At 63.7% G+C, this 22884-nt stretch carries 16 protein-coding genes and 2 tRNA genes; 10 read left to right on the forward strand and 8 right to left on the reverse strand.

Annotated features, from left to right (window positions below; all coding sequences use genetic code 11):
* Nucleotides 1-43: 43 nt before the first annotated feature.
* The 6 genes from ACVOLR_RS14810 to ACVOLR_RS14835 are packed head-to-tail and all read left to right on the forward strand — an operon-like array spanning nucleotide 44 to nucleotide 6933.
* The gene (locus ACVOLR_RS14810) at nucleotides 44-1087 is read left to right on the forward strand and encodes an MsnO8 family LLM class oxidoreductase (protein ID WP_481537100.1); all 1044 of its coding nucleotides are present in this window, start codon (nucleotides 44-46) and stop codon (nucleotides 1085-1087) included.
* A gap of 52 nt (nucleotides 1088-1139) precedes the next feature.
* On the forward strand, nucleotides 1140-2516 hold the full coding sequence (locus tag ACVOLR_RS14815; RefSeq protein WP_481537101.1) for an LLM class flavin-dependent oxidoreductase: 1377 nt from the start codon (nucleotides 1140-1142) through the stop codon (nucleotides 2514-2516).
* Between the two features lie 11 nt (nucleotides 2517-2527).
* Nucleotides 2528-3706: a M20 aminoacylase family protein gene (locus ACVOLR_RS14820; protein WP_481537102.1), complete on the forward strand. Its 1179-nt coding sequence runs from the start codon at nucleotides 2528-2530 to the stop codon at nucleotides 3704-3706.
* The gene (locus tag ACVOLR_RS14825; protein WP_481537103.1) at nucleotides 3703-4233 is read left to right on the forward strand and encodes a GNAT family N-acetyltransferase; all 531 of its coding nucleotides are present in this window, start codon (nucleotides 3703-3705) and stop codon (nucleotides 4231-4233) included. Before ACVOLR_RS14820 ends, ACVOLR_RS14825 begins: the two co-directional genes overlap by 4 nt.
* Entirely contained in the window at nucleotides 4233-5945 is a 1713-nt protein-coding gene (locus tag ACVOLR_RS14830; protein WP_481537104.1) for an amino acid ABC transporter permease/ATP-binding protein, read from the forward strand. The genes ACVOLR_RS14825 and ACVOLR_RS14830 overlap by 1 nt, the downstream gene beginning before the upstream one ends.
* A gap of 25 nt (nucleotides 5946-5970) precedes the next feature.
* A complete protein-coding gene (locus ACVOLR_RS14835) occupies nucleotides 5971-6933 on the forward strand; it encodes an ABC transporter substrate-binding protein (RefSeq protein ID WP_481537105.1) in 963 nt (320 codons plus the stop codon).
* A 106-nt stretch (nucleotides 6934-7039) separates the two neighbouring features.
* On the opposite strand, the gene ACVOLR_RS14840 is transcribed toward ACVOLR_RS14835, so the two are convergent.
* The 7 genes from ACVOLR_RS14840 to ACVOLR_RS14870 form a co-directional block, all read right to left on the reverse strand.
* Nucleotides 7040-7115: transfer RNA gene (locus ACVOLR_RS14840), tRNA-Phe, on the reverse strand.
* Nucleotides 7116-7365: 250 nt separating this feature from the next.
* Nucleotides 7366-7441, reverse strand: a tRNA-Ala gene (locus ACVOLR_RS14845).
* A 207-nt stretch (nucleotides 7442-7648) separates the two neighbouring features.
* Nucleotides 7649-9091, reverse strand: a complete 1443-nt coding sequence (locus tag ACVOLR_RS14850; protein WP_481537106.1) for an amidohydrolase — start codon at nucleotides 9089-9091, stop codon at nucleotides 7649-7651.
* A 17-nt stretch (nucleotides 9092-9108) separates the two neighbouring features.
* Nucleotides 9109-10920, reverse strand: a complete 1812-nt coding sequence (locus tag ACVOLR_RS14855) for an amidohydrolase family protein (protein ID WP_481537107.1) — start codon at nucleotides 10918-10920, stop codon at nucleotides 9109-9111.
* A 14-nt stretch (nucleotides 10921-10934) separates the two neighbouring features.
* The gene (locus ACVOLR_RS14860) at nucleotides 10935-11939 is read right to left on the reverse strand and encodes a FecR family protein (protein ID WP_481537108.1); all 1005 of its coding nucleotides are present in this window, start codon (nucleotides 11937-11939) and stop codon (nucleotides 10935-10937) included.
* Nucleotides 11923-12510 carry an RNA polymerase sigma factor gene (locus ACVOLR_RS14865; protein ID WP_481537109.1) on the reverse strand — a complete coding sequence of 196 codons (588 nt, stop codon included), beginning with the start codon at nucleotides 12508-12510 and terminating at the stop codon, nucleotides 11923-11925. Before ACVOLR_RS14865 ends, ACVOLR_RS14860 begins: the two co-directional genes overlap by 17 nt.
* 52 nt (nucleotides 12511-12562) lie before the next feature.
* Nucleotides 12563-15916: a TonB-dependent receptor gene (locus tag ACVOLR_RS14870; protein ID WP_481537110.1), complete on the reverse strand. Its 3354-nt coding sequence runs from the start codon at nucleotides 15914-15916 to the stop codon at nucleotides 12563-12565.
* A gap of 184 nt (nucleotides 15917-16100) precedes the next feature.
* Between ACVOLR_RS14870 and ACVOLR_RS14875 the strand changes: the two genes are divergently transcribed.
* The 4 genes from ACVOLR_RS14875 to dxs all read left to right on the forward strand — a co-directional run bounded on the left by ACVOLR_RS14875 (nucleotide 16101) and on the right by dxs (nucleotide 21412).
* Complete coding sequence (locus tag ACVOLR_RS14875; RefSeq protein WP_481537111.1) at nucleotides 16101-16577, forward strand: LEA/WHy family protein; 477 nt, start codon at nucleotides 16101-16103, stop codon at nucleotides 16575-16577.
* Nucleotides 16578-16614: 37 nt separating this feature from the next.
* Nucleotides 16615-18405, forward strand: a complete 1791-nt coding sequence (locus ACVOLR_RS14880) for an acyl-CoA dehydrogenase C-terminal domain-containing protein (protein WP_481537112.1) — start codon at nucleotides 16615-16617, stop codon at nucleotides 18403-18405.
* 264 nt (nucleotides 18406-18669) lie between these two features.
* Nucleotides 18670-19335, forward strand: coding sequence for an HNH endonuclease (locus ACVOLR_RS14885; RefSeq protein WP_481537113.1), 666 nt, complete (start codon nucleotides 18670-18672; stop codon nucleotides 19333-19335).
* A gap of 166 nt (nucleotides 19336-19501) precedes the next feature.
* Complete coding sequence (gene dxs, locus ACVOLR_RS14890) at nucleotides 19502-21412, forward strand: 1-deoxy-D-xylulose-5-phosphate synthase (RefSeq protein ID WP_481537114.1); 1911 nt, start codon at nucleotides 19502-19504, stop codon at nucleotides 21410-21412.
* A gap of 228 nt (nucleotides 21413-21640) precedes the next feature.
* Here the strand turns inward: dxs and ACVOLR_RS14895 are convergent, their stop codons facing one another.
* On the reverse strand, nucleotides 21641-22663 hold the full coding sequence (locus ACVOLR_RS14895; protein WP_481537115.1) for a TraB/GumN family protein: 1023 nt from the start codon (nucleotides 22661-22663) through the stop codon (nucleotides 21641-21643).
* Nucleotides 22664-22884 lie beyond the last annotated feature (221 nt).

Below are 22884 nucleotides of genomic sequence, written 5' to 3' on the forward strand. Positions count from 1 at the left end.
GCAGGCGCAGCACAGCGCCTGCGCCACAACCAATGCGGCCACCATGACCTATCACCTGAGCATCCTCGACAAGAGCCTCGTAGCCGAAGGCAGCAGCGCCGAACAGGCATTGCGCGACAGCGTAGCGCTGGCCCAGCGCGCCGAGCAGCTTGGCTACCACCGCTACTGGTTTGCCGAGCACCATGCACTGGCGCCTGCGGCTGGCCCCGCGCCGGAGGTGCTGGCTGCTTTCGTGCTGGCGCAGACAAAGCGTATCCGCATCGGGACCGGTGGGGTGATGTTGCGTCACTACTCGCCATACAAGGTGGCCGAGGTTTTCAACCTGCTTGCCAACCTTGCGCCAGGCCGGGTCGACCTTGGCGTTGGCAAAGCACCGGGCGGTTTGCCAGCCGCAAGCCACGCCCTGGCCTATGGACGCGAGACGCCGCTGGACTTCGTCAATCAACTCACCGACCTGGAAGGCTTCATCAGTGGCACGCTGCCGCCCTGGCATCGGCATGCCGATGCCATCGCCACGCCGACGCCCGCAGTCCCGGCCGAACGCTTCCTGCTGGGCGCCAGCATCGAGAGTGCAGAGCTTGCAGCCAGCCTGGGCTGGCGTTTCGTCTACGCAGGACAATTTGACGGCGACCCACGCAGCATCGAACGCGCGTTCAATGCCTACCGCCGTGCCAGTAGTCTCACCCCGCTGCTGACGGTAGTTGCCCTTGCTGCCGATAGCGCTGCCGAAGCCGCCCGCCATACCGGCGCGCTGCGCATCCATCGCCTGCACCTTGGGCACAACCAGACGGTAAACCTGTCCTCGCCGGAAGCCGCTTCCGACTACGCCCGCCAGGCTGGCATCACCGACTACCGCGTGGAAGAGCTGCAGCCCAGCGTATTGGCCGGCACTGCAGCCGATGTGCGTGCCGAACTGGACCGCCTGCATACCTATTTTGGCATTGAGGAATTCGTGTTGGATGCGCCGGTCGCCGACGCCCAAGTGCGGCGGCGCTCGTTGGAACTACTGGCTCCCTCGGCGCACGCCACACAGCCGCCAGCCCTGGCAGCCAACAGCAGCAGTCAGCCCGAAGCTGCACTGCACTGAATCCATCACGCAGATACCGGCGCCTTCCCCCCCAACGCCCTGGAGCTACCCAATGAGCACTGCACCGAGCCCGATAATTCCGCACCACACTCCGCCACGCCCGATCCCATTCGGCATCATGTTGCATGGCGCAGGCGGCCATATGAATGCCTGGAAGCATCCCTCCAACCCCAGCGATGCCAGCATCAATCTCGGTTTCTACATCGACATCGCACGCAGGGCCGAAGCAAACGGGATTGCCTTCGCCTTCGTCGCTGACGGCCTGTACATCACTGAGAAATCAATCCCACATTTCCTCAACCGCTTCGAGCCACTGACCATCCTGTCAGCACTGGCTACGGCGACCACCAAGATTGGCCTGGCAGGCACGCTGTCCACCTCGTACAGCGATCCGTTTACCGTCGCACGTCAGTTCGCATCGTTGGATCTGATCAGCGGTGGTCGCGCCGGCTGGAATGTAGTGACCTCGCCACTGGAGGGCTCAGGCCGCAATTACGGCCGCCCGCACCCCGACCATGCGCTGCGCTACGAGATCGCCGATGAGTACCTGCAGGTCACCCAGGGACTGTGGGATTCATGGGACGACGATGCCTTCGTCCGCGACCGCGAAACCGGCCGCTACTTCAGCCACGGCACGTTCCGTCCACTGGCACATAAGGGCAGATTCTTCCAGGTGGAAGGGCCGCTCAACATCCAGCGCTCGCCACAGGGGCAACCGGTGCTTTTCCAAGCAGGGGCGTCCGATGCCGGCATCGACCTGGCCGGCAAATACGCCGATGCGATATTCACGCACTCACCCTCGCTGGAGGAGACGCGTGCCTTCACCCAACGGGTGCGGCAAGCCGCCGTGGGCCACCAGCGCAGCGCTGCCCACGTCAAAGTACTGCCCGGAATTTCGCCCATCGTGGGCCGCGACGCGGAGGAAGCCGAACGCAAATATCAGCAGATTGTGGCGCTGGCGGATATAGACGACGCGCTGGCCTACCTTGGCCGCTTCTTCGATCACCACGATTTCAGCCAGTATCCATTGGACGAACCGTTTCCAGAGTTGGGAGAACTGGGCAGCAACAGCTTCCGCTCCACCACCGACAACATCAAGCAGCAAGCCCGCGAACACGGCACAACCCTGCGCCAGATCGCGCTGCAGTCGGTAAGCCCGCGCAGCGCTTTCATCGGCAGCGCTGAAGCCGTGGCGGAGGAAATCATCCGCTGGATCCAGGCCGATGCCTGCGATGGCTTCATCCTGGCCTTTCCGGTGCAGGCACAAGGCCTGGATGACTTCACCCAACAGGTGCTGCCGATTTTGCAGGCACGTGGATACCACCGATCGGAGCTGCCAGGACAGACGCTGCGCGAGCACCTGGGTCTGCCTTACAAGACCAGCCGCCATGCCGAGCCGGCACCGGTCGACCTGCGCAACGCCAGCTGAGCCCAACGTCGATGACTACCTTGTCCCCTTCGCACAACCGGCATATCGCCGCCTTTGCCGACCAGGCCATCGCCATCCGCCATGATCTGCATCAACATCCCGAGCTGGCGTTTGAGGAGCACCGTACCAGCGCCCGCATAGCCAATCTGCTGGCGGACTGGGGCTATGACGTTACTACCGGCGTTGGCGGCACCGGCGTGGTTGGCACGCTGCAGCGTGGCAGCGGCACCCGCAGCATCGGACTGCGCGCGGACTTCGATGCGCTGCCGATCAGCGAGAACTCCGGCCTGTCCTACGCCAGTAGCACACCGGGGCTGATGCATGCCTGCGGTCATGATGGGCACACCACCATCCTGTTGACTGCCGCGCGCCATCTGGCCCGCCACGGTCGCTTTGAGGGCAGCGTGCAGCTGGTGTTCCAACCGGCAGAGGAAACCGGCAAGGGCGCAACGCGGATGATCGAAGACGGATTGTTCGAACGCTTCCCGGTGGATGCGATCTTCGGCCTGCACAACTGGCCGGGCATCGCCACCGGCCAGCTCGGCTTTGTCGATGGTCCGGCGATGGCCTCGGTGGACTGGGCTGGCATCCGCATCATCGGCAAGGGTGGCCACGGTGCCGAGCCGCACACCGGTGTGGACCCGATTCTGGTTGCGGCGCATCTGGTAACTGCGTTGCAAAGCCTGGTCTCACGCAATGTCGACCCACGCGATATGGCAGTGGTCACGGTCGGTGCGATCCACGGCGGCAACGCTGCCAATGTGATCCCCGACAGCGTGGAATTGAAACTGACTTTGCGCGCCTTCCTGCCCGAGGTTCGCCAGCACCTGCGCGAGCGTGTCGAAGCGTTGACCACCGCACTGGTCAGCAGCTTCGGCGCAGAGGTGCTGATCGACTTCCCGGCCGGCTTCCCAAGTGTGCTCAACCACCCTACCGAAACCGCCTTCGCACGCAACGCCGCACAACAGTTGTTCGGTGCAGGTTCGGTGATAGACCAGCTGCCGCCACGCACCGCCAGCGAGGACTTCGCCTTCCTGCTACAGCAGCGTCCGGGCAGCTTTCTATTCGTCGGCAATGGCGACAGCGCGCCGCTGCACAGCCCGCGCTATGTGTTCAACGATGCAAGCATCGTTCCGGCCGCCAGCTACTGGGCCCACCTCACCGAACGTTTTCTGGAGGAACCAGCATGAGCGAGCACTTCATCCACACATCGGTCGATGATCCACGCGCAGCCCCGTTGTTTGAAGGATTGGAACAGGAATACGGCGATCGCTACCGCGATGTGATCAAGCAGATTGGCGGCAGTGCCCGCGATGAACTCGAGCGCTACCCAGCGGCTGCCTTCAGCGCTCCGCGCGGTGCCTTCCTGCTGTTGCTGCGTGATGGCCAAGCGATCGCTGGCGGTGCCTTCATGGCCCATCACGATCCCGGCACCGCTGAGTTCAAACGGATCTGGACCCATCACGGGCTGCGCCGACAAGGCATCGCCTCACGTGTACTGGTTGAACTGGAGCGCAGCGCTGCCCAGCAGGGCTATCAACGCATCTACCTGACCACCGGCTTCCGCCAGCCCGAGGCCGTGCAGCTGTATCTGAAACATGGTTACCAGCCGCTGTTCGACCTGGACGAGGCTGCCGAGCGTGTCGTGCACCTGCCTTTCGAAAAACTGCTCAGCCACACCGTCACCCTCGCACCCATCGCGGGAGCCCATGCCTGATGAACGCCCAGACGCTTGCGCAGCTCCGGCAACCTGCCAAACACGCAACCCTCACCGACGCACCGCGCATCGTGCCCGCACGCCATCCGCTGCGCGCACTTGGCACCGTCGTGGCCATCATCATCATCCTGGCCATCGTGCAATCGGTGCTGGGCAACTCGCGTTGGGGCTGGTCGGTCTTCGCCCACTGGTTCTTCGCCGACCAGGTGCTCAAGGGCTTGGGCTTGACCTTGCTGCTGACGGCCAGCGGCAGCGTGCTTGGCTTCACGCTGGGCACCTGCCTGGCCTTGGCGCGAGTCTCCGGATCACCGCTGCTTGCGCGGCTGTCCTGGGCTTATGTGTGGTTGTTCCGTTCAATCCCGCTGCTGGTGCTGTTGTTGCTGCTCAACAATCTGGGCTACCTCTACGAAACCATCCAGTTGAAGGTGCCGTTCACCGAGATCCTGCTTTTCAGCTACCCGACCACACAATTGATCACCCAGTTGACCGCCGCGATCCTTGGCTTGGCATTGAATCAAGCCGCGTTCTCGGCCGAGGTCATCCGCGGTGGCATCCTGTCGGTGGACCCCGGACAGTTTGAAGCCGCCGCCGCGCTCGGCCTGCCGCGCCACCGCGAAGTCCGCCGCATCGTGCTGCCGCAGGCAATGCGCAGCATCCTGCCCGGGGCCTTCAACGACATCATCGGCTTGGCCAAGGCTACGTCGGTGGTCTATGTACTGGCGCTGCCGGAGCTGTTCTATACCATCCAGGTCATCTACCGCCGCAATCTGGACATCGTGCCGCTGCTGATGGTTGCCACGGTCTGGTATCTGGTCCTGCTGACCTTCCTGTCATTGATACAGGTCGGCGTGGAGCGCGCTTTCGCCCGAGGCAGCAGCCGTGACGCGCCACGCCGTCGCCGGCCGAACCGGCAACTGCCGATAGCGACCAGCGCACTACTGGCGCAGCGCACTGGCGGTAGCATCTCCATCCAACACGTGGACAAGTTCTACGCGGACCTGCAAGTGCTCGACGATGTCTCGCTGGAACTCAGCGCAGGCAGCGTTACCGCCATCATCGGCCCGTCTGGCGCTGGCAAATCCACGCTGCTGCGTACCCTCAATCATCTGGAGCGGGTGGATGCCGGCTTCGTCAGCGTCGATGGCGATCTGATCGGCTACCGCCGCGAAGGCGAAGTGCTACATGAACTCAAAGAAGCTGAGGTGCGCAGGCGGCGCGCTGACATCGGCATGGTGTTCCAGAGCTTCAATCTGTTCCCGCACCTCACCGTTCTGGAGAACCTGATCGAAGCACCGGTTGCCGTGCGCTGCGTGACACGTGCGCAGGCGGAAACGCTGGCGTTGTCGCTGCTGGCACGTATTGGCCTGCTCGACAAAGCCGATGTCTATCCGCGCCAGCTCTCTGGCGGGCAGCAGCAACGCGTGGCCATTGCACGTGCGCTTGCACTGCAGCCCAAAGTACTACTGTTCGACGAACCCACCTCGGCGCTGGATCCGGAGCTGGTCAACGAGGTTTTGGCGTTGATCGAGGAGCTGGCCCGCTCAGGCACCACCTTGGTGATCGTTACCCATGAAATAGGCTTCGCCCGCCGAATAGCTGACAAGGTGGTCTTCATGGAAGGCGGTCGTGTGGTGGAAGTGGGCACACCCGTACAGCTTTTCGAACAGCCAAGACAGCCGCGCACCGCCGAGTTTCTCGCAAGCGTGCTTTGAATCCATTTCCGAATCGGAGCCCACCATGTCTGTCCCCATCCGCCGCCATCTCGGCACGCTCATCGTCGTTACGGTTCTGGCCGCTGGCGTCGGCCTGATCCTCTACACCCGTGCTGGCGCTGCACCTGACAAAGACAACGCAGCGCCCTCATCGCTGGCAAGCAAGCCAACACTGCACGCCCCACCCGATCCAGCAGCAATCGCCCTGCTCCCCAAAGATCACGTATTGGTCACCGCCGGCGAACTCACCATCGCCACTACTCCCAGCGCATTGCCGCTGAGCGACTACGCAGCCGACGGCAAACAGGTGATAGGCGTGGAGCCGGATATCGCCAAGCTTGTCGCCGATGCCTTGGGCCTGCGTTTGAATCTTGTACCCGTCGCCTGGCCCGATTGGCCGTTGGGACTGGAATCGGGAAAGTACGACGCGGTGATGTCCAACATCACCGTCACCGAGAGCAGAAAGCGGAAGTTCGACTTCTCCAGCTACCGCTACGATCTATTGGGCATCTACACCCGCACCGGCGGACCGGTCAGGGCCGTCACCCAACCACGCGATGTTGCCGGCCTGAAAGTCATCGTTGGCACCAGCACCAACCAGGACCAGATACTTCGCCGTTGGGACGCACAGAACGTGGCAGCCGGATTGGCACCGGTGGAGTTCCAGTACATCGACGATCCGGTGATCGGCCGCCTCGCGGTGATGACCGGTCGTGCCGACATATCCTTCCAACCCAACGCCACCGGCGCCTACGCCGCACGTGACGGCAAGGTGCACCAGATTGGTCTGTTCCCTGGCGGGTGGCCGGACACTGCCGCCATCTCCGTTGCCACCCGCAAAGGCAGTGGACTGGCCGCAGCCATCACCCAGAGCCTCAACGCCCAGATCGACAACGGCAACTATGCCGCTGCGCTGGAACGTTGGAACCTGCAGTCGGAAGCCGTGCCGCGTTCGCAGACCAATCCACCTGGGCTGGCGGATCTTTGATGGCAGCAGCGCCATGCACAGGGCAAGCAGGCCACAAGCATTGGTGCGGAAACGCTGAAGACAGACAACAAAAAAGGGCTCGCATTTCTGCGAACCCTTGAAATTTTGGTGGCCGAGGACGGAATCGAACCGCCGACACGGGGATTTTCAATCCCCTGCTCTACCAACTGAGCTACTCGGCCACTTTGTTTTGTTTTCGTCGGCGTTGCTGCCGTCGAGGAGGCGTATATTACGGAGCTATTTCGGTTTCGGCAAGCCAATTTCACAAAAATTTTCACATCCGCTGAAAATTCCTCGAAACGCCTTGTGTAGCGTGGCTTCAGATACAGAAGCCGCTCCGCCGCTTGGCGAAAAATTCGCCAAACCGCCCATTCCCAGCGCAAAAACGCAAAGAAGCCGCATCCTCCGATGCGCCTTCTTTGCTTGAAGACTTGGTGGAGCGGAGGAGGATCGAACTCCCGACCTTCGCATTGCGAACGCGACGCTCTCCCAGCTGAGCTACCGCCCCACACGGTGAACCGAGCATAGCGCTGTTGCCCGCACCACGCAAAATGCCCATACCCTGCTCGAACACAAGCGGCGACCCGATGGAGGGGATCGGGTCGCCGCCCGAGGGCGCGATGGGCTACCCAGCAACATCACTCCGGTCGCCACCTTGCCCACGCAGCGGTGAAGCCCGCGTAGAACCAAGATTGCAATCGCGCGTCAGCGTGCTTCAGTCCTTGGTCTTGCGCCGATAGTCCAGTGGCGGTGCATCCCGCTGCAGCAGTGGCACATAGCGGAAGCCTGCGCCGCGGCGCTCGTCGAACTCCTGCTTGGCCTTGGCTACCAGCTCCGGCGACTGCAGCAGCTGCACGCCGGCCAGGGCCATTCCCTTGGCCGCGTTCAACGCGCCTTTGGCGCCGATCGACATCCCCGATGCCGCTACTGCCTGCCAGCTGTGCGCCGGGGTTCCGGGCACCCAGGTGGCGGTGCTGACGCCAACCGTGGGGACGTTCCAACTGACATCGCCAACGTCGGTGGATGCGCTGCCCGCCTGATCTGCCCGGTAGGGTTGCAGCTGTGTTGCCACCTGCAGGTCCGGGCGCTTTTCCAGACTCTCCTGCAGCTTCTTTGCAAACGCCTGCTCGGCCGGGTCGTACTGCACGCCGCCAACCTGCTGCAGTGCTGCCTGCATCACCTGGCCAAGCGTGTCATTGGGCAACAGCGAGTACACGCCACCGGTCGGCTCGAATTCGACCGTGGTACCCGTCCCCATTGCCGCGCCTTCGGCTGCCTTCTGCAGGCGCTCGATCACATCGCGTACGACTGCCGGATCGGTGTGGCGCACGTAGTAGTACGCCTCGGCCGCATCCGGCACCACGTTGGGAGCGGCGCCACCGTTGCTGATGACGTAGTGGATGCGGGTGCCGTCGGGCACGTGCTCGCGCATCAGGTTGGCCATGTAGTTGAAGGCTTCCACGCCGTCCAGCGCGGAGCGGCCACGTTCCGGGGCGATGGCTGCATGCGCGGCGCGACCGTGGAAACGGAACTTGCCGCTGATGTTGGCCAGCGTCGTGCCTTGCGCAGCTGAGTTCTCGTCGGACGGATGCCAATGCAGCACCACATCCACATCATCGAACAGCCCTGCCTTGGCCATATACACCTTGCCGGAGCCGCCCTCCTCCGCCGGCGTTCCGTACAGCCGCACTTCGCCTGGCGTACCGGTCTGCTGCATCCACTGCGCCAAGGCGCGTGCTGCGCCCACCGAAGCCGCACCAAACAGATTATGGCCACAGGCCTGACCCGCATCCTGGCCGGCGATGACGCTGCGCACCGGCTCCGCCGCCTGTGCCATGCCAGGCAGCGCATCCATTTCTGCCAGCAGCCCGATCACCGGGCCCTTGCTGCCGTTGCGGAAGCGTGCGACGAAGGCCGTCGGCATGCCTGCCACATTGGCCTGGATATGGAAGCCTGCCTGTTGCAACTCCTTCTGCAACAGCGCGGATGATGCATGTTCCAGATAGCCGAGCTCGGGCTGCTGCCACAACTGTTGCCCAACCTCAGCCTGCCGCTGCGCATAGCTGTCCAGCGTATTGATCACGTCCGCAGCAAGTGTGGTTCCTGCAAGAGGAAGCAACACTGCCAGCAACGCGGCACGCAGATAACGGGTCTTCATCCAGCCAGCCTCACGCATCAATAGAAATTGACGTTGTCGATCTCAAACCACAGCTTGCTGCCGGGTTCGCCGCTGCCGGAGACAACCAACTGCTGCAGGTCATCACCCTTCCACACCGCCACGGGTGCCTTGGCGCGATACGGCGGCTGCCCCTGCAGTGCGGAGAATGGAATCTCCACCGTCTGCCATTGCGCCCCGGCCTGCAGGGGGGCAATGAAACGACGGTTGCCCAACGCCCGTACTTCCAGCCGCAATTCCGGTGCGCTGCCGCGCAGCTCCAAGCGGATGCCGCGATAGGCACGCGCATCCACCGGTGCCACCGAACCACGGCTCAGCGGCAGGATCGTCGCAGCGAAGGCAGTGTCCTTGCTGGACAGCTTGGCCTGGGTCGCCAGTGCGTTGCCACCGGTTTCGCGTGCGACGATCTCGGTCACCTGCGCGGTACGGTCATTGCCGCCGTCCGCCTCGTCCACGCGCAGCGTGTCCAGGGCGGTACGGCCATCGCTGCGCTCGAAGTCATCAACCAAGGCCTGCACCGGCTGCGCTGGCAAGGCCAAGGCCTTGTTGCCGGCCGGCAACACGGCGCCCTTGCCTTGCACCTGGCGACCGGCCACGTACACCTGCTGCGTATTGCGAACGTCGCCAATGCGCTCCCACGGGCGACCGCTTACCAGCAACATATCCGCACGCTTGCCAACTTCGATGCTGCCGCGGTCATTCACGCCCAGCGCCTTGGCGCTGGCCGACGTACCAGCCAGCAACGCCTCGCTCGGGGTCAGCCCGGCCTGCACCAGCAGTTCAAGCTCACGCAGAGTCGATGTGCCGTGCGGGGTGCCGGTCATGCCTGCATCGGTGCCCACCACTACCGGGATACCGGCATCGTGCAGCGTCTTGACGTTATGCAAGGCATTGGCGAAGTTCTGCTCGCGCTGGGCCAGCACATCCGGCTTGCCGCTGTTGCGTCCGCTGCCATCGACGCGCTCGGGCAGATACACGGCCAGTGAAGGTGCGTAGGCGGTACCGTGCTCGCGCATCAATGCGATCAACTCGTCGTCGACCGCACCGTCCTGCACGCTGTGCGCGATCACGTCCACGCCAGCTCGTGCGGCGGCCTTGCCGCGCTTGACCATCACCGTATGGGTGAACACCTTGAGACCGTTCTTGTGCGCCTCGTCGACCAGCGCGGTGAGCGTCTCCTCGTCCATGCTGCTGTTGTCGGCGGCATTGGAATAGCGCCAGCCGTCGGTGAAGGCCTTGATGAAGTCGGGCTTGTAGGCGGCCACCGCACGCACGCCGGCACGTGCGGCCTCGGGTGAGTTCACCCAGCGCGTGGTGTTCTCGTCACCCCAATCCGCACCATGGCCGAGCGGCGTGCTCATGCGTGCGGCGAACTTGACGTCAGGTGCAGCAATCGAGGCCAGCCATGCACGGCGCGGCGTATAGGCCTCCGGCGGCTCGTGGAAATCGCTGACCGTGGTGACGCCGGCCGCCATATAGAGGTTCGCCACCTGCGGCAGTTCCGACGGCGTAGCGTTCGGCGTCCAGTGCGTGTGCAGATCGAACAGACCCGGCAGCAACGCCTGGCCACGCGCATTGACCACGCGTGCGCCCTTGGGGGCCGCCAGCTCGGCGCCGATGGCGGCGATAAGACCGTCCTCGACCAGCACACTTGCTGCATAAGGTGCGCGCCCGGTGCCATCGAACACCATGGCGTCGCGGATCAACACGGCCTTGTCGCCGGCAGTCGCGGCCACGCTGGCCTGCCCTGCCCCCAGTAATGCAGCGGTCAGCACCGCCAAGGCGAAACCACGCTTGCTGTTGTAATGCATGTTCTTATCCGGGTTCATTGCATGGACCGCGCCGTATGCGGCGCGGCATCAGGGGAGCTCAGCCGCACCACGTCTCCGCGCTGCTGCACCACCAGGCCAAGGCTCAAGGCGACGCTGTTGGCAAAACCGCGCGGGTCACTGGCCGAATACAGGCCAACGATGCGGCGACTTCCAACCAGTGGGTCATCGATGACAATGCGGGTATCGCTGTAGCGCAGGAACTGCGCCGCTGCGACCGACAAGGTGTCGCCGTTGAATGACAACATGCCCTCGCGCCAGGCCAGTTGTTGATCCACATCGTCCAGCGGCACCGCCTCGATGCGGATGCCATGACTGCGGTTGGCCAGCGCGCGGTAGTTGGCAACCAGCCGTGTTGGCGCGACTGCGCCCTGGGTGTCGGTCACATCGACGATGCCTTCGCGCACCAGCACTTCCACCCCGCCACTGCGGCGCTCGGTGAGACTGACCGCAAAGCTGGTGCCAACCGCCGTCACATCGGTTTCTTCGGCGCGCACCACGAACGGACGCTGCGGGTTCTTGGCCACGTCAAACAAGGCCTCGCCCTGCAACAACTGGATGTCGCGGCGGGTAGCACTGAACTGCACACGCACCTGCGAATCCGAGTCCAGCGTGATTGCAGACCCATCCTGCAACGGCACGCGCAGGATCTCGCCCTTGCGCGTGGCGAAATACTCCGCATCATCGTGCTGCCGCTGCACGCCGATGGCCAGCACACCAACCACCGCAGCCAAACCCACCGCCCAGCGCAGCACTCGCCGCGCCGGTCGTGGTGCGCGCGCGGTGTAGGTCCGATCCATCTCACCGGCCGACAGCGCGCGCGCGCGATCGGTCCGTGCCAGCACCGCATGGGCACGGGCGTAGGCACCAAAATGGCGCGTATCTGCTTCAAGCCAGGTGTCACGTTCCGCACTTTCCTCCACCGTGAGTTGCGCACGATCCTCGCGCGCCACCCAACTGGCGGCTACATCATCAATATTCGCATCAACGCCGACGCGCATGCCCTGCTCCTCTCGCGGCGGACCGCTCACTACTTTTCTGCAATCCGTTGTCATCGCGCTTCATCGAATCCATCAATATCCGGATCCCTTTACAAATGTGTTTCTCCACGGTGTTTTCGCTGATATTCATGCGCTCGGCGATCTCGCGCTGCGAGTAGCCTTCCACCCGCCGCAGCACGAAGGCCTGCCGACACTTGTCCGGCAGGCTTTCGATCAGCGCGCCGATGCGCGCCAGTTCCTGTCTTGATGAGGCCATCCGTTCCGGGCTGACTTCGTCGCCAACAATGGCGACGCGGTCGATCTCGGCGACCGCCTCGATCGACACCACCTGTGCGCGCCGCAACTGCTGCAACACCACCGAATGGGCGACCGAGTACACATAGGCCTTGGGCTGCAGGATGTGCGATACATCCGCCATTCCGGCGAGGATGGCGTAGGTCTCCTGGATCACGTCATCCACGTCCTGGCGCAGCGACAGGCGTCGCCGCAGCCAGTCCCGCAGGGCAGGCTCACAAGGCAATATGTGCTCGGCCAACCAGCCGGCACGCTCCCGCGCAAGCGCCGCGTTCATCGCGGCACCTGCCCGGCTCCCGCCACGTGGCGGAATGGAACGTTTTTCTGCATCAGAACGCCTTGCTCACGTTGACGTACCAGTAACGCGGATTGGCCTGGTAAACGCCCGACGGGTAACCGAACACATCGTCGGAGATCGGCGGGCGCTTGTTGGCGATGTTGTTGGCACCGACCTTGACTGCCACGTTGTTGAGCCAGCCTTCGCGTGCAAAGTCGTACTTGATGAAGGCATTGGCCAGCGTCTGCGACTTCACCGTCCACGGCGTGCCATCAGCCAGAGTCAGGCCGTTTTCGACGTAGGAGCTGGCATAACGCGCGCTCGCGCCCACCGACAGCTGCTGGTAACGCCAGGTCAACGTGCCGGACCACTTCCATTCCGGGTTGCCACCATTGCCAATCAGGTCACCACCACCGGTAATGCGGATCGACGGATCAACCAGGCCAGCGGACTTGGCATCTTCCAATGCCTGCAGTGCCGGCGAACGCTGGCGGTAGAACTCGATCAGGTGGGTACCGGTGACCGACACATCAAAGCGGCCGATCGCGGTTTCCGGCGAGTTCCAGCTGAAGTTGTAGTCCACGCCGCGCAGGGTCTGCGGTTCCAGGTTGACGTACTGATCGGTGACATAAAGCACCTTGCCGGCAGCATCCAGACCAGTACCAGCGAAACGAGCGATGTCATCAGCGGTGGCATCTGCGCGCACCACGGCGGAGTTGCTACCGCCCTGCTGGCGCAGCATGTAGTCCAGGATCAAGGCGTTGCCTTCGCCAAACAGGCCGATGATGCCTTCCTGCTCGTACTTGTAGTAATCGACGGCGAAGGTGAAGCGGCCGTAGTTCTCCGGGATGAAGCGCGGCTGGAACACCAGACCGGCGCTGGTGTTGGTGGAGGTTTCCGGCTTCAGATCCGGGTTGCCCGAACGCCGCGCGGTGGTCGAATAGGTGTAACCACCGCAGTTGGCGAACGCTGGCTGGGTGCCGGTGCGCTTATCCGCTTCGCACTGGATATAGTCTGTGCGATTGTTGGAGCGGCTCACCACGGTGGCATTGATCTGCTCCAGGTTAGGCGCGCGGAAGCCTTTGGCCCAGGACGAACGCAGGGTCAGGCCATCAAACACCTGCCAACCCAACGCCACTTTCGGCTTGGCGACATTGCCGAAGTCGTTGTAACGCTCGGCGCGGCCAGCCAGCTGCAGGTCCAGCGAACGTACCAGCGGGATGTTCATTTCCGGCGACACCAGCGGCACCGAGAACTCGGCAAACAGACCCGCGACGGTGCGCGAACCATAGGTGTCCGGGGTCGGGCTGACGCCGTACATGTCGCTTGGATAGGCAACGCCGGTGATCGCATCGGTGAAGGTCACCGAGCCATCAACGCGGGCATCACGATCATCGCGCTGGGTTTCGTGGCGCACTTCCAGGCCGGCGGCCATGCCGACATCGCCGGCCCAGGTTTTGAACAGATCCGCGCGCGAGGCCTTGAAGTCCCACAGGAACAACTCGGTCTTGCTCTGGCGCTGCGCCTTGTAGAAGAACTGGTCCAGCTTGTCCCAGTCATTGCAGCCGCCGCAGAACGGGTTGTAAGCCGATGCTGTGGGATTGGCCAGGGCTTGCTGGAACAGCGACATGCTCACTGCATCCTGGGTGTCCTTCACCCTGGCCGCCGAGTACAGCGCCGCGCTTTCCCAGTCGAAACCGTAGTGGAAGCCACGCAAGCCTGCCAAAGCGCGCACCTGGGTGTTGTTGACCTCGATGCGGGTCGGTCGCTCGAAGCGGTAGCTGGTGATGGTCACCGGCACGCCGTTGGCGCCGATGTTCAAGCCCTGCAGTCGATTCGGATTGAGCGAGCCGTCGGGCAGGTACATCGCACCGAACGGGTTCCAGTAGTTGCTGGCAGCCACCGTCATCGGCAACGCGGTGATGGTGTTGACGCCGTTCTGCAGGCTGTAGGCGCGCGAGTTGTAGACGCCCGCTTCGCTGAAGAACGACAGGCCGTTGTCGAAATCATGCTTACCGGTGACGAACAGATTCAGACGGCGCACGTCCGGGCTGATCGATAGCGGATACTGGCCCTGCTGGTTGTCGCGCAGGTTGGCGTCGGCACCGGAGGTGGCCTTGCTGCCGGACTGCACGCACAGGCCGTCAGCAATGGTCGCCGCGCAGCCGCTGTTGCTGGTCGGCTGCACATGGAAAGCGCCGGCCGTGGTGGTCAACCAGGTGCCGTTCTGCGAGACGCGCGGGCCAACTGCAGTGAAGTTGCCCCACGGGCTGTTGGTATTGCGGTTGTCGGTGCCGGCCAAGCCTTCAAACGGCGTGCCAGCGAAGTCCGCCGCGCGGTTGCCGTTCTTGGTCCAGTCCTGGTCCAGCGAATTCAAACCAGTGGTGTTGTAGTAGTTGAAGGCGATGGTGATGTTGGAGCGCAGGTCTTCGGAGTTCTTGCCCCACATACCGTTGACGCCGATATCGCGCAGGTCGGTGCCTTCGCCAAAGCCCTTCTGCACGCTGATGGTGCCGCCGTCCATGTCATCGCGCAGTACGTTGTTGACCACGCCGGCCACCGCGTCGGTACCGTAGATGGCGGCCGCGCCGTCCAGCAGCACTTCCACCCGGCGCAGGTTGGCTACCGGCACCGCATTGGCGTTGTAGGTCAGTACCGGCACCAGGTTGCCGTCGGCCTGGCTGGTGGGATGCACCACGGTGCGACGGCCGTTGATCAGCAACAAGGTGTTGCCCACACCAAGTCCACGCAGGTTGACCGAGGCGATATCGCCGCGCGCATAGTTGGAGCTGTTGCCGCCGTTGGTGCCACTGAACGAGACATCGCCCATCTGCGGAATGGAGCGGTATAGCTCGTCGCCGGAAACGGCGCCGGTGGCTTCGATCTGCTCGGCCTGCAAGGTTGCTACCGGCAGGATTGCGGCGGTCTTGGCGCCCTTGATCTGGCTGCCGACCACGGTGATCTGGTCCAACGTGCTGACGCTGGGGCTGGCTGCTGCCGGTGCGGGCGCAGCAGCCTCCGGCTGCACTGCCTGCCCTGCCGCCAAGCCACCCAGACCGGACAGCGAAGCCAGCATTGGCGCGGCTGCACGCAAGGTGATGGTGCGGCCGTCGTCCGAGGCAACGCTCAAGCCGGTACCGGCCAGCAAACGGGCCAGCGCCTGGCGCGGCTCCATCTGCCCCTTCAGTTCGGATACTTCAATCCGCTGGGCCCCGCCTGAATGCGCTGGGGCGATGATCTGCACGCCAGCCTGGCGGGCAAACTCGGGCAATACGTCCTCGATGCTGCCTGCTTGAAGATCGAACTGCGGTGGCGCGGCCAGCGCCGGAACGGAAGCGCATAGCGCCACAACTGCCAGGCCGCCGCGGATAGCGCTTGCAAGCGGCAACAACTTGAATGAACGCATGGATAAATCCCCAGAAAATGACGCGAATGACGGCAACCTCTGCCCCCTGCATGACTCGATGCACGACCGCACCAGTTCCGCCATCCCATCGTCATAGTCGCTGATCTGGCCGACCTGTACCCAGCAGGCGGCCATACGCCGTAGTATTCTTGAGAGATAGCTCAGGACCCGAGGACCACGCGCCATGCGTTTTCGCCCCCAGTACGCCTTGATGGCCGTACTAGCACTTGCACTTACCGCCTGCGGCAATGGCCCGGTCAAACGTGTTTCCGAACCGGCGGCCAGCATCCAGCAGTTGAGCGTCGGCAATGACGGCAACTGGGAAGTGGAATTGCGCCTGCGCAATTACAGCTCCATGCCGATGCGTTTTGACAGCGTGGCACTGGCGGTAAAGGTTGGCGACGAAGCCGCCGGTACGCTCAGCGCCAGCCCGGCGCTGTCGATCGGCCCGGAGTCAGCCGACGTCATCAAGGTGCGTCTGCAGCCGTCGTCCTCGGCACGCATCGTCGTGGCCGACGCCTTGGCCGGCGGCCGCTCGCTGTTCTACGAACTGGAAGGCAGTGTCAGCGCCACTCCGGAAGAAAAGAAGCAACGCAGTTTCGACATCAAATCGCGCAACAGCCTCAACCAGGCCCCCGGCCTGCCCGGCGTGCTGCGCTGATCCCCTACCCGTTCCCGTATCGTTCGAGAGCCGTCTGATGAGCAACTACAAAGCCCCTGTTTCCGATCTTCGCTTCGCCCTGCACGACGTATTGAAGGCCGAGTCCCTGTTTGCATCGATGGGTTTCGAAGATGCCACTGCCGACGTCATCGACGCGGTACTGGAAGAAGCCGGCCGTTTCAGCACCAGCGTGCTGGCCCCGCTCAATGCTATCGGCGACCAGACCGGCTGCAAACTCGACAAGGCCACCAATGAAGTGACCACCGCACCGGGCTTCAAGGAAGCCTATGCGCAGTTCGTCGAAGGCGGCTGGACCGGCCTGACCGCATCGCCGGATTTCGGCGGCCAGGGCATGCCGGAAACCATGGGCATGGCATTGAGCGAAATGGTGTCCTCGGCCAACCTGGCCTGGAGCCTGTTCCCGATGCTGTCGCACGGCGCCGTTGAAGCGCTCAAGCATTACGGCGAAGACTGGCAGAAGGAAGCCTTCCTCAAGCCGCTGGTGGCCGGCAACTGGACCGGTACCATGTGCCTGACCGAGCCGCATGCAGGCACCGACCTGGGCCTGCTCAAGACCCGCGCCGAGCCGAACGCCGACGGCAGCTATTCGATCACCGGCACCAAGATCTTCATCACCGCCGGCGAGCACGACCTCGCCGACAACATCGTGCACCTGGTGCTGGCCAAGCTGCCCGACGCACCGGCCGGCCCGAAGGGCATCTCGCTGTTCGTGACCCCGAAGTACAAGGTCGACCGCGACGGCAAGCAGGGCGAGCGCAATGAACTGCATTGCGGCGCGCTGGAGCACAAGATGGGCATCCACGGCTCGTCCACCTGCGTGATGAACTTCGACGGCGCTCAGGGCTACCTCGTCGGCCAGCCGCACAAGGGCCTGCAGGCGATGTTCGTGATGATGAACTCCGCTCGCCTTGGCGTTGGCGTGCAGGGCCTGGCGCAGTCCGAGCGCGCCTATCAGGGCGCATTGGCCTATGCCCGCGAGCGCCTGCAGTCGCGCGCACCCAAGGGTGCCGTGCAGCCAGACAAGCCGGCCGACCCGATCATCGCCCAACCCGATGTGCGCCGCATGCTGCTGACCACCAAGGCACTGACCGAAGGTGGCCGTCTGCTCGCCGCACACGCTTACACCCAGCTTGATGCCGCACACAGCAGCAGCGATGCGCAGGCACGTGCCGACGCCGATACGCTGGTCAGCTTCCTCACCCCTATCGTCAAGGCCTGCCTGACCGAGTGGAGCATCGAAGCGACTTACAACGGCCAGCAGGTGTTCGGCGGCCACGGCTACATCGCCGAGCACGGCATGGAGCAGTACGCCCGCGACGCCCGCATCACCACCTTGTATGAAGGCACCACCGGCATCCAGGCACTGGACCTGATCGGCCGCAAGACCGCCGCTTCGCAGGGCGCCGGCCTGAAGCTGTTCCTGGCTGAGATCGAGCAGTTCATCGCTGCCAACGCCAGCAACCCGGCTGTCGCCGAGTTCCTGCCGGTGCTGGGTGGTAAAGCGCAGGAATGGGGCAAGCTGACCATCGACGTGCTGCAGCGCGCCGCCGCCAACCCGGAAGAGCTGGGCGCAGCGAGCTGGGACTACCTGTTCTACAGCGGCTACATCGCCGTGGCGTACTGGTGGGCCCGCTCGGTGGTCGCCGCACAGGCTTCCAGCCACACCGATGCCTTCAAGCAGGCCAAGCTGGAAACCGCGCGTTTCTATTACGCCCGCATCCTGCCGCGCACCCTGAGCCACGCCGCCGGCATCGCCGCCGGTGCCGACTCGCTGATGGACATGGATTCGGTGCGCTTCGGCGACTGATCCAACAGCGCAAGCAGGGCATGCTGCGACTTTGATCTTGGCTTTAGCCCCTCTCCCGCCTGCGGGAGAGGGGTTGGGGTGAGGGCAGCTCTTGCTTCCGCCCCGCCCTCTTTGGCCGCAAGGCCAAGGGAAAAGTTGGAGAGGGGCTAGCTCCCAAGCAACTGAGACACCCCCAGCTTCGCGGCTCACGCCGCTCCCACAAACTCACCGGCTCCATTCGCCTTTACACAAACTGTCACGCATCGTGTATAAGCTGTTAACCCGATGGAGACAGACACTACACCGCGTAGTCTGATCGATACCGGAGCCGGGAATTCCGCTCCGATAGACGGGTTTTCACCTCCGCCCTCCCTGCACCGCCTCGGCTCCGTGCGACTGCTGTCGCTGGATGCGCATGGCCGCGTGTTGGACTGGATCAACTGGCAGGACGCTGCCTGCCTGTACGCACGCGGCGCCGTCGCCTGGACCATGGGCGATCCCTGCCTGCACGTGCACGGCGCGATGTCGCGGCTGACCGGCCTGCGCAGCGGTATGGACCTGCACCCGATCATCGCCTCCCGCGGCCACGCCCGCTCGCGCGCGATCGATCCCACACCCAACCTCACCAATCCCGCGCTGTTCGCCCGCGACGCCCAGCTCTGCCTGTATTGCGGCCAGCACTTCAACCGCCCGCAGCTGACCCGCGACCACGTCCTGCCGGTCTCCAAAGGCGGCAAGGACACCTGGGAGAACGTGGTCAGCGCCTGCTTCCACTGCAACTCGCGCAAAAGCAACCGCACCCCGGCGCAGGCCAACATGCCGCTGCTGGCGGTGCCGTACCGGCCCAGCTGGATCGAACATCTGATCCTGTCCAACCGCAACATCCTGGCCGACCAGATGGCCTTCCTGAAGTCGCAGCTGCCGCGCAAAGCCTTGCAGCGCGGGCTCTGAGCCCAGCACCGCAGCTCCGCGTATTCATGCGCAACTGCCAGCCAGACTGAACACGGCCTTCAGCTTGGCGCCAAACCACCTCATCCAGCACTCATTGATGATGTGCTTTGCTTGCCCCACCCTCTCAGGACGGGGAAAATACCGTTTCGAGTGAAACGCGAAGACCATGATCGACTCTGCCAGCTATCCGCGCCTGTCGCGCATCAAGACTCCCGATGACCTGCGTCTGTTCGACGAGAGCGAACTGGGGGCCATTGCCGGCGAGTTGCGCGCCTACCTGATCGAATCGGTGGGTAAGAGCGGCGGTCACTTCGCGGCCGGCCTGGGCGTGATCGAGCTTACCGTCGCCCTGCACTATCTGTATGACACCCCGGTCGACCAGCTGGTGTGGGACGTCGGTCATCAGACCTACCCGCACAAGATCCTCACCGGTCGTCGCGACAGCATCCACACCGTCAAGCAGAAGGACGGCGTTGCGCCGTTCCCCAAGCGCGAGGAAAGCGAGTTCGACACCTTCGGCGTCGGCCATTCCTCGACCTCGATCTCGGCTGCCTTGGGCATGGCCATCGCGCGCCAGCGCCAGGGCGATGAGCGCAAGGTGATCGCGGTGATCGGCGACGGCGCGATGACCGCCGGCATGGCGTTTGAAGCGCTGGCCCACGCAGGCGGCATGGACGACGAGCCGAACGTGCTGGTCATCCTCAACGACAACAACATGTCCATCTCCGAAGCCGTCGGTGGACTGACCAAGATGCTGGGCCGGGCAACCGCCAGCCGCACGCTCAACGCCCTGCGCGAGAGCGGCAAGAAGATCCTCGGCGACAAGCGCCACAGCCCGCCTGCGCGCTTCGTCAAGCGCTGGGAAGAACAGTGGAAGGGCATGTTCGTGCCCTCCACCGCCTTCGAGCAGATGGGTTTCCATTACACCGGCCCGATCGACGGCCATGATCTGCCGCTGCTGGTATCGACCCTCAAGCACCTGAAGGATGCCAAGGGCCCGCACCTGCTGCACATCATGACCACCAAGGGCAAAGGCTACGAGCCGGCCGAGGACGACCAGATCGGTTACCACGCCGTCGGTCCGTTCGACCCCAGCAAGGGCCTGCCGGAAAAGGGCGCGCCCAAGAAGCCGACCTATACCGACATCTTCGGCGATTGGCTGTGTGACGCCGCCGCGGCCGACCCCAAGCTGCTGGCGATCACCCCGGCCATGCGCGAAGGCTCGGGTCTGGTGCGTTTCAGCAAGGAATACCCGGAGCGCTACTTCGACGTCGCCATCGCCGAGCAGCATGCGGTGACGCTGGCTGCCGGTATGGCCACGCAGGGCTCAAAGCCCGTGGTCGCCATCTACTCCACCTTCCTGCAGCGCGCCTACGACCAGCTGGTGCATGACGTCGCCACCCAGGACCTGGACGTGCTGTTCGCCATCGATCGCGCCGGCGTTGTCGGCCCGGACGGCGCCACCCACGCAGGCAACCTCGATCTGAGCTACCTGCGCTGCGTGCCGAACATGGTGGTCATGGCACCGGGCGATGAAGCCGAGTGCCGGCAGATGCTGAGCACCGGCCTGCAATACAAGGGCCCGGCGGCAGTGCGCTACCCGCGCGGCAGCGGCCCCGGCGCTGCGGTCGGCACCGACCTATCAACGCTGGAAATCGGCAAGGCGCAGCTGCGCCTGCAAGGCAGCCGCATCGCCATCCTCGCCTTCGGCGCGGCCCTACCAGCGGCAGAGCAAGTTGGCCGCGAGCTCGGCCTGAGCGTGGTCAACATGCGTTTCATCAAGCCGCTGGACAAGGCGATGCTGCTGGAGCTGGCACGCACCCACGACGGTTTCGTCACCGTTGAAGACAACGTGGTCGCCGGTGGCGCGGGCTCGGGTGTTTCCGAACTGCTCAACGCCGAAGCCGTGCTGATGCCGATGCTGCACCTCGGCCTACCTGACAGCTACCAGCACCACGCCAGCCGCGAAGATCTGCTGGCCGAAGCAGGGATTGATGCGGCCGGTATTCGTGCCGCAATCTTGAAGCGCTGGCCGAAGTTGCAGGACAGCGCCGCACCGTTGAGTGCAGCGAGCTGAGTTGAACTCAAACTTGTGAGCACCCCGAAATCCGATGCCAGATCTCTGACATCGGATTTTTCTTTGTGGGAGCGGCCTAATCCGCGACGCGCCCGCCCTCACCCGGGCCAGGGAAACTGGTTGCTCGAGCTAAATCAGCTTCGCGGCTTACGCCGCTCCTACAAATCAACAACAGCGTAGCCTGCCATCCCTGCATGAGCTACGTGTTCTAACCAAAGAACTGCTTCTTCAGGGCGACTCAACCTCATACCCCCGCGCCTGCAACGCCGCCAGATAGCCATCGGCTTCCAGCAAACGATCCACCGGCAACATCGCAAACGTTTCTTCATTGCGCTGCAGCGCCCCCTCTGCAATCGACAACCAATGCTGCCGCACGCGAACCTTGAGATCGCCATAGCCGCGATTGCGTACAAACCCAGACTCGGTCACCGCCTGCATGCAGGCACTGCCTGCGTCTTCATAAGGCGAGCGCCGCAGTGCCTCGACATCACCCACCGCCCAGGCATTTGCCCGCTCAACCAAGGTCGGAAGATCGTGCTCAATCAAGGCCACGGTCCGCTCAAGGCACAGTGCATCATTCATGCCACCTTCGCGGAACTCACGGACGGCAGCCTTGGGATCTTCAATCTTGATCTTCAACGCCGTCGGTGTGGGCGTGATACCTGCTGCTTTTGCTGCAGCCTCAACCACAGGCCAGACAACCGGCTTCTGCCCCAAGCCAATCGCCTTGGTAGCCGCCGACTGCAGCTCAACGGCAGCAAACATCGGACGCTTGCGCTCAATGCCGCCATCGCGCGGCAGATACCGTTGCTTAACCGCACGCCAGCGCGCATATACCGCAGGCTCGAGTACATCACTCAACTCAGCACCATCCTCATTGCGCATGCCCTTCCAGACCGAAGGCACCAAGGCCAGCTTGCCGAAGAAGCCGATGTCCGCATCGAAGGTCAGAGCAGGCGGCAGCAAGACCTGCCCCGAGCGCGCAATCACCGCACGCACCTCATCGGCCCGCCATTCGATCTGATTGGGCAAGGGCGACACCGTGCCCAGTATCCAAAGCACATGCCCATCCTTGCTGACCCGCCACAAGCCAGGACCGGGCTGCACACCATGGACGACGACCGCCTCCATATCGCGGATTGGTGCCGCACCCGCATCCGCAGTGGCTTCAACCAATTCCTGCGCCGATGCCCCTGCAGCAAACAAGCACATCAACAGACAGCAACCACGCAAGCTGTGTACCACCGACATACCTGTCTTCCTTGAGACGACCTGGCTGGCGACATTAGCCATTTCGTTGCAGCAATGCGTTAGAACATCGTTCTTCGAGTGCATTGAATTGCCAGCCGACCATGTAGTGGGGGGGGGGGGCGCGCGGGCGGCGGGGGGGGGGGGGCGCCCCGAGCGCCCGGCGGGCCGGGCTCGCGGGCAGGTGGATCCACCCCAGAGACGGAACCCCGGGAGGCCCCCCC

The sequence above is a fragment of the Stenotrophomonas sp. STEN030 genome (assembly GCF_056759995.1).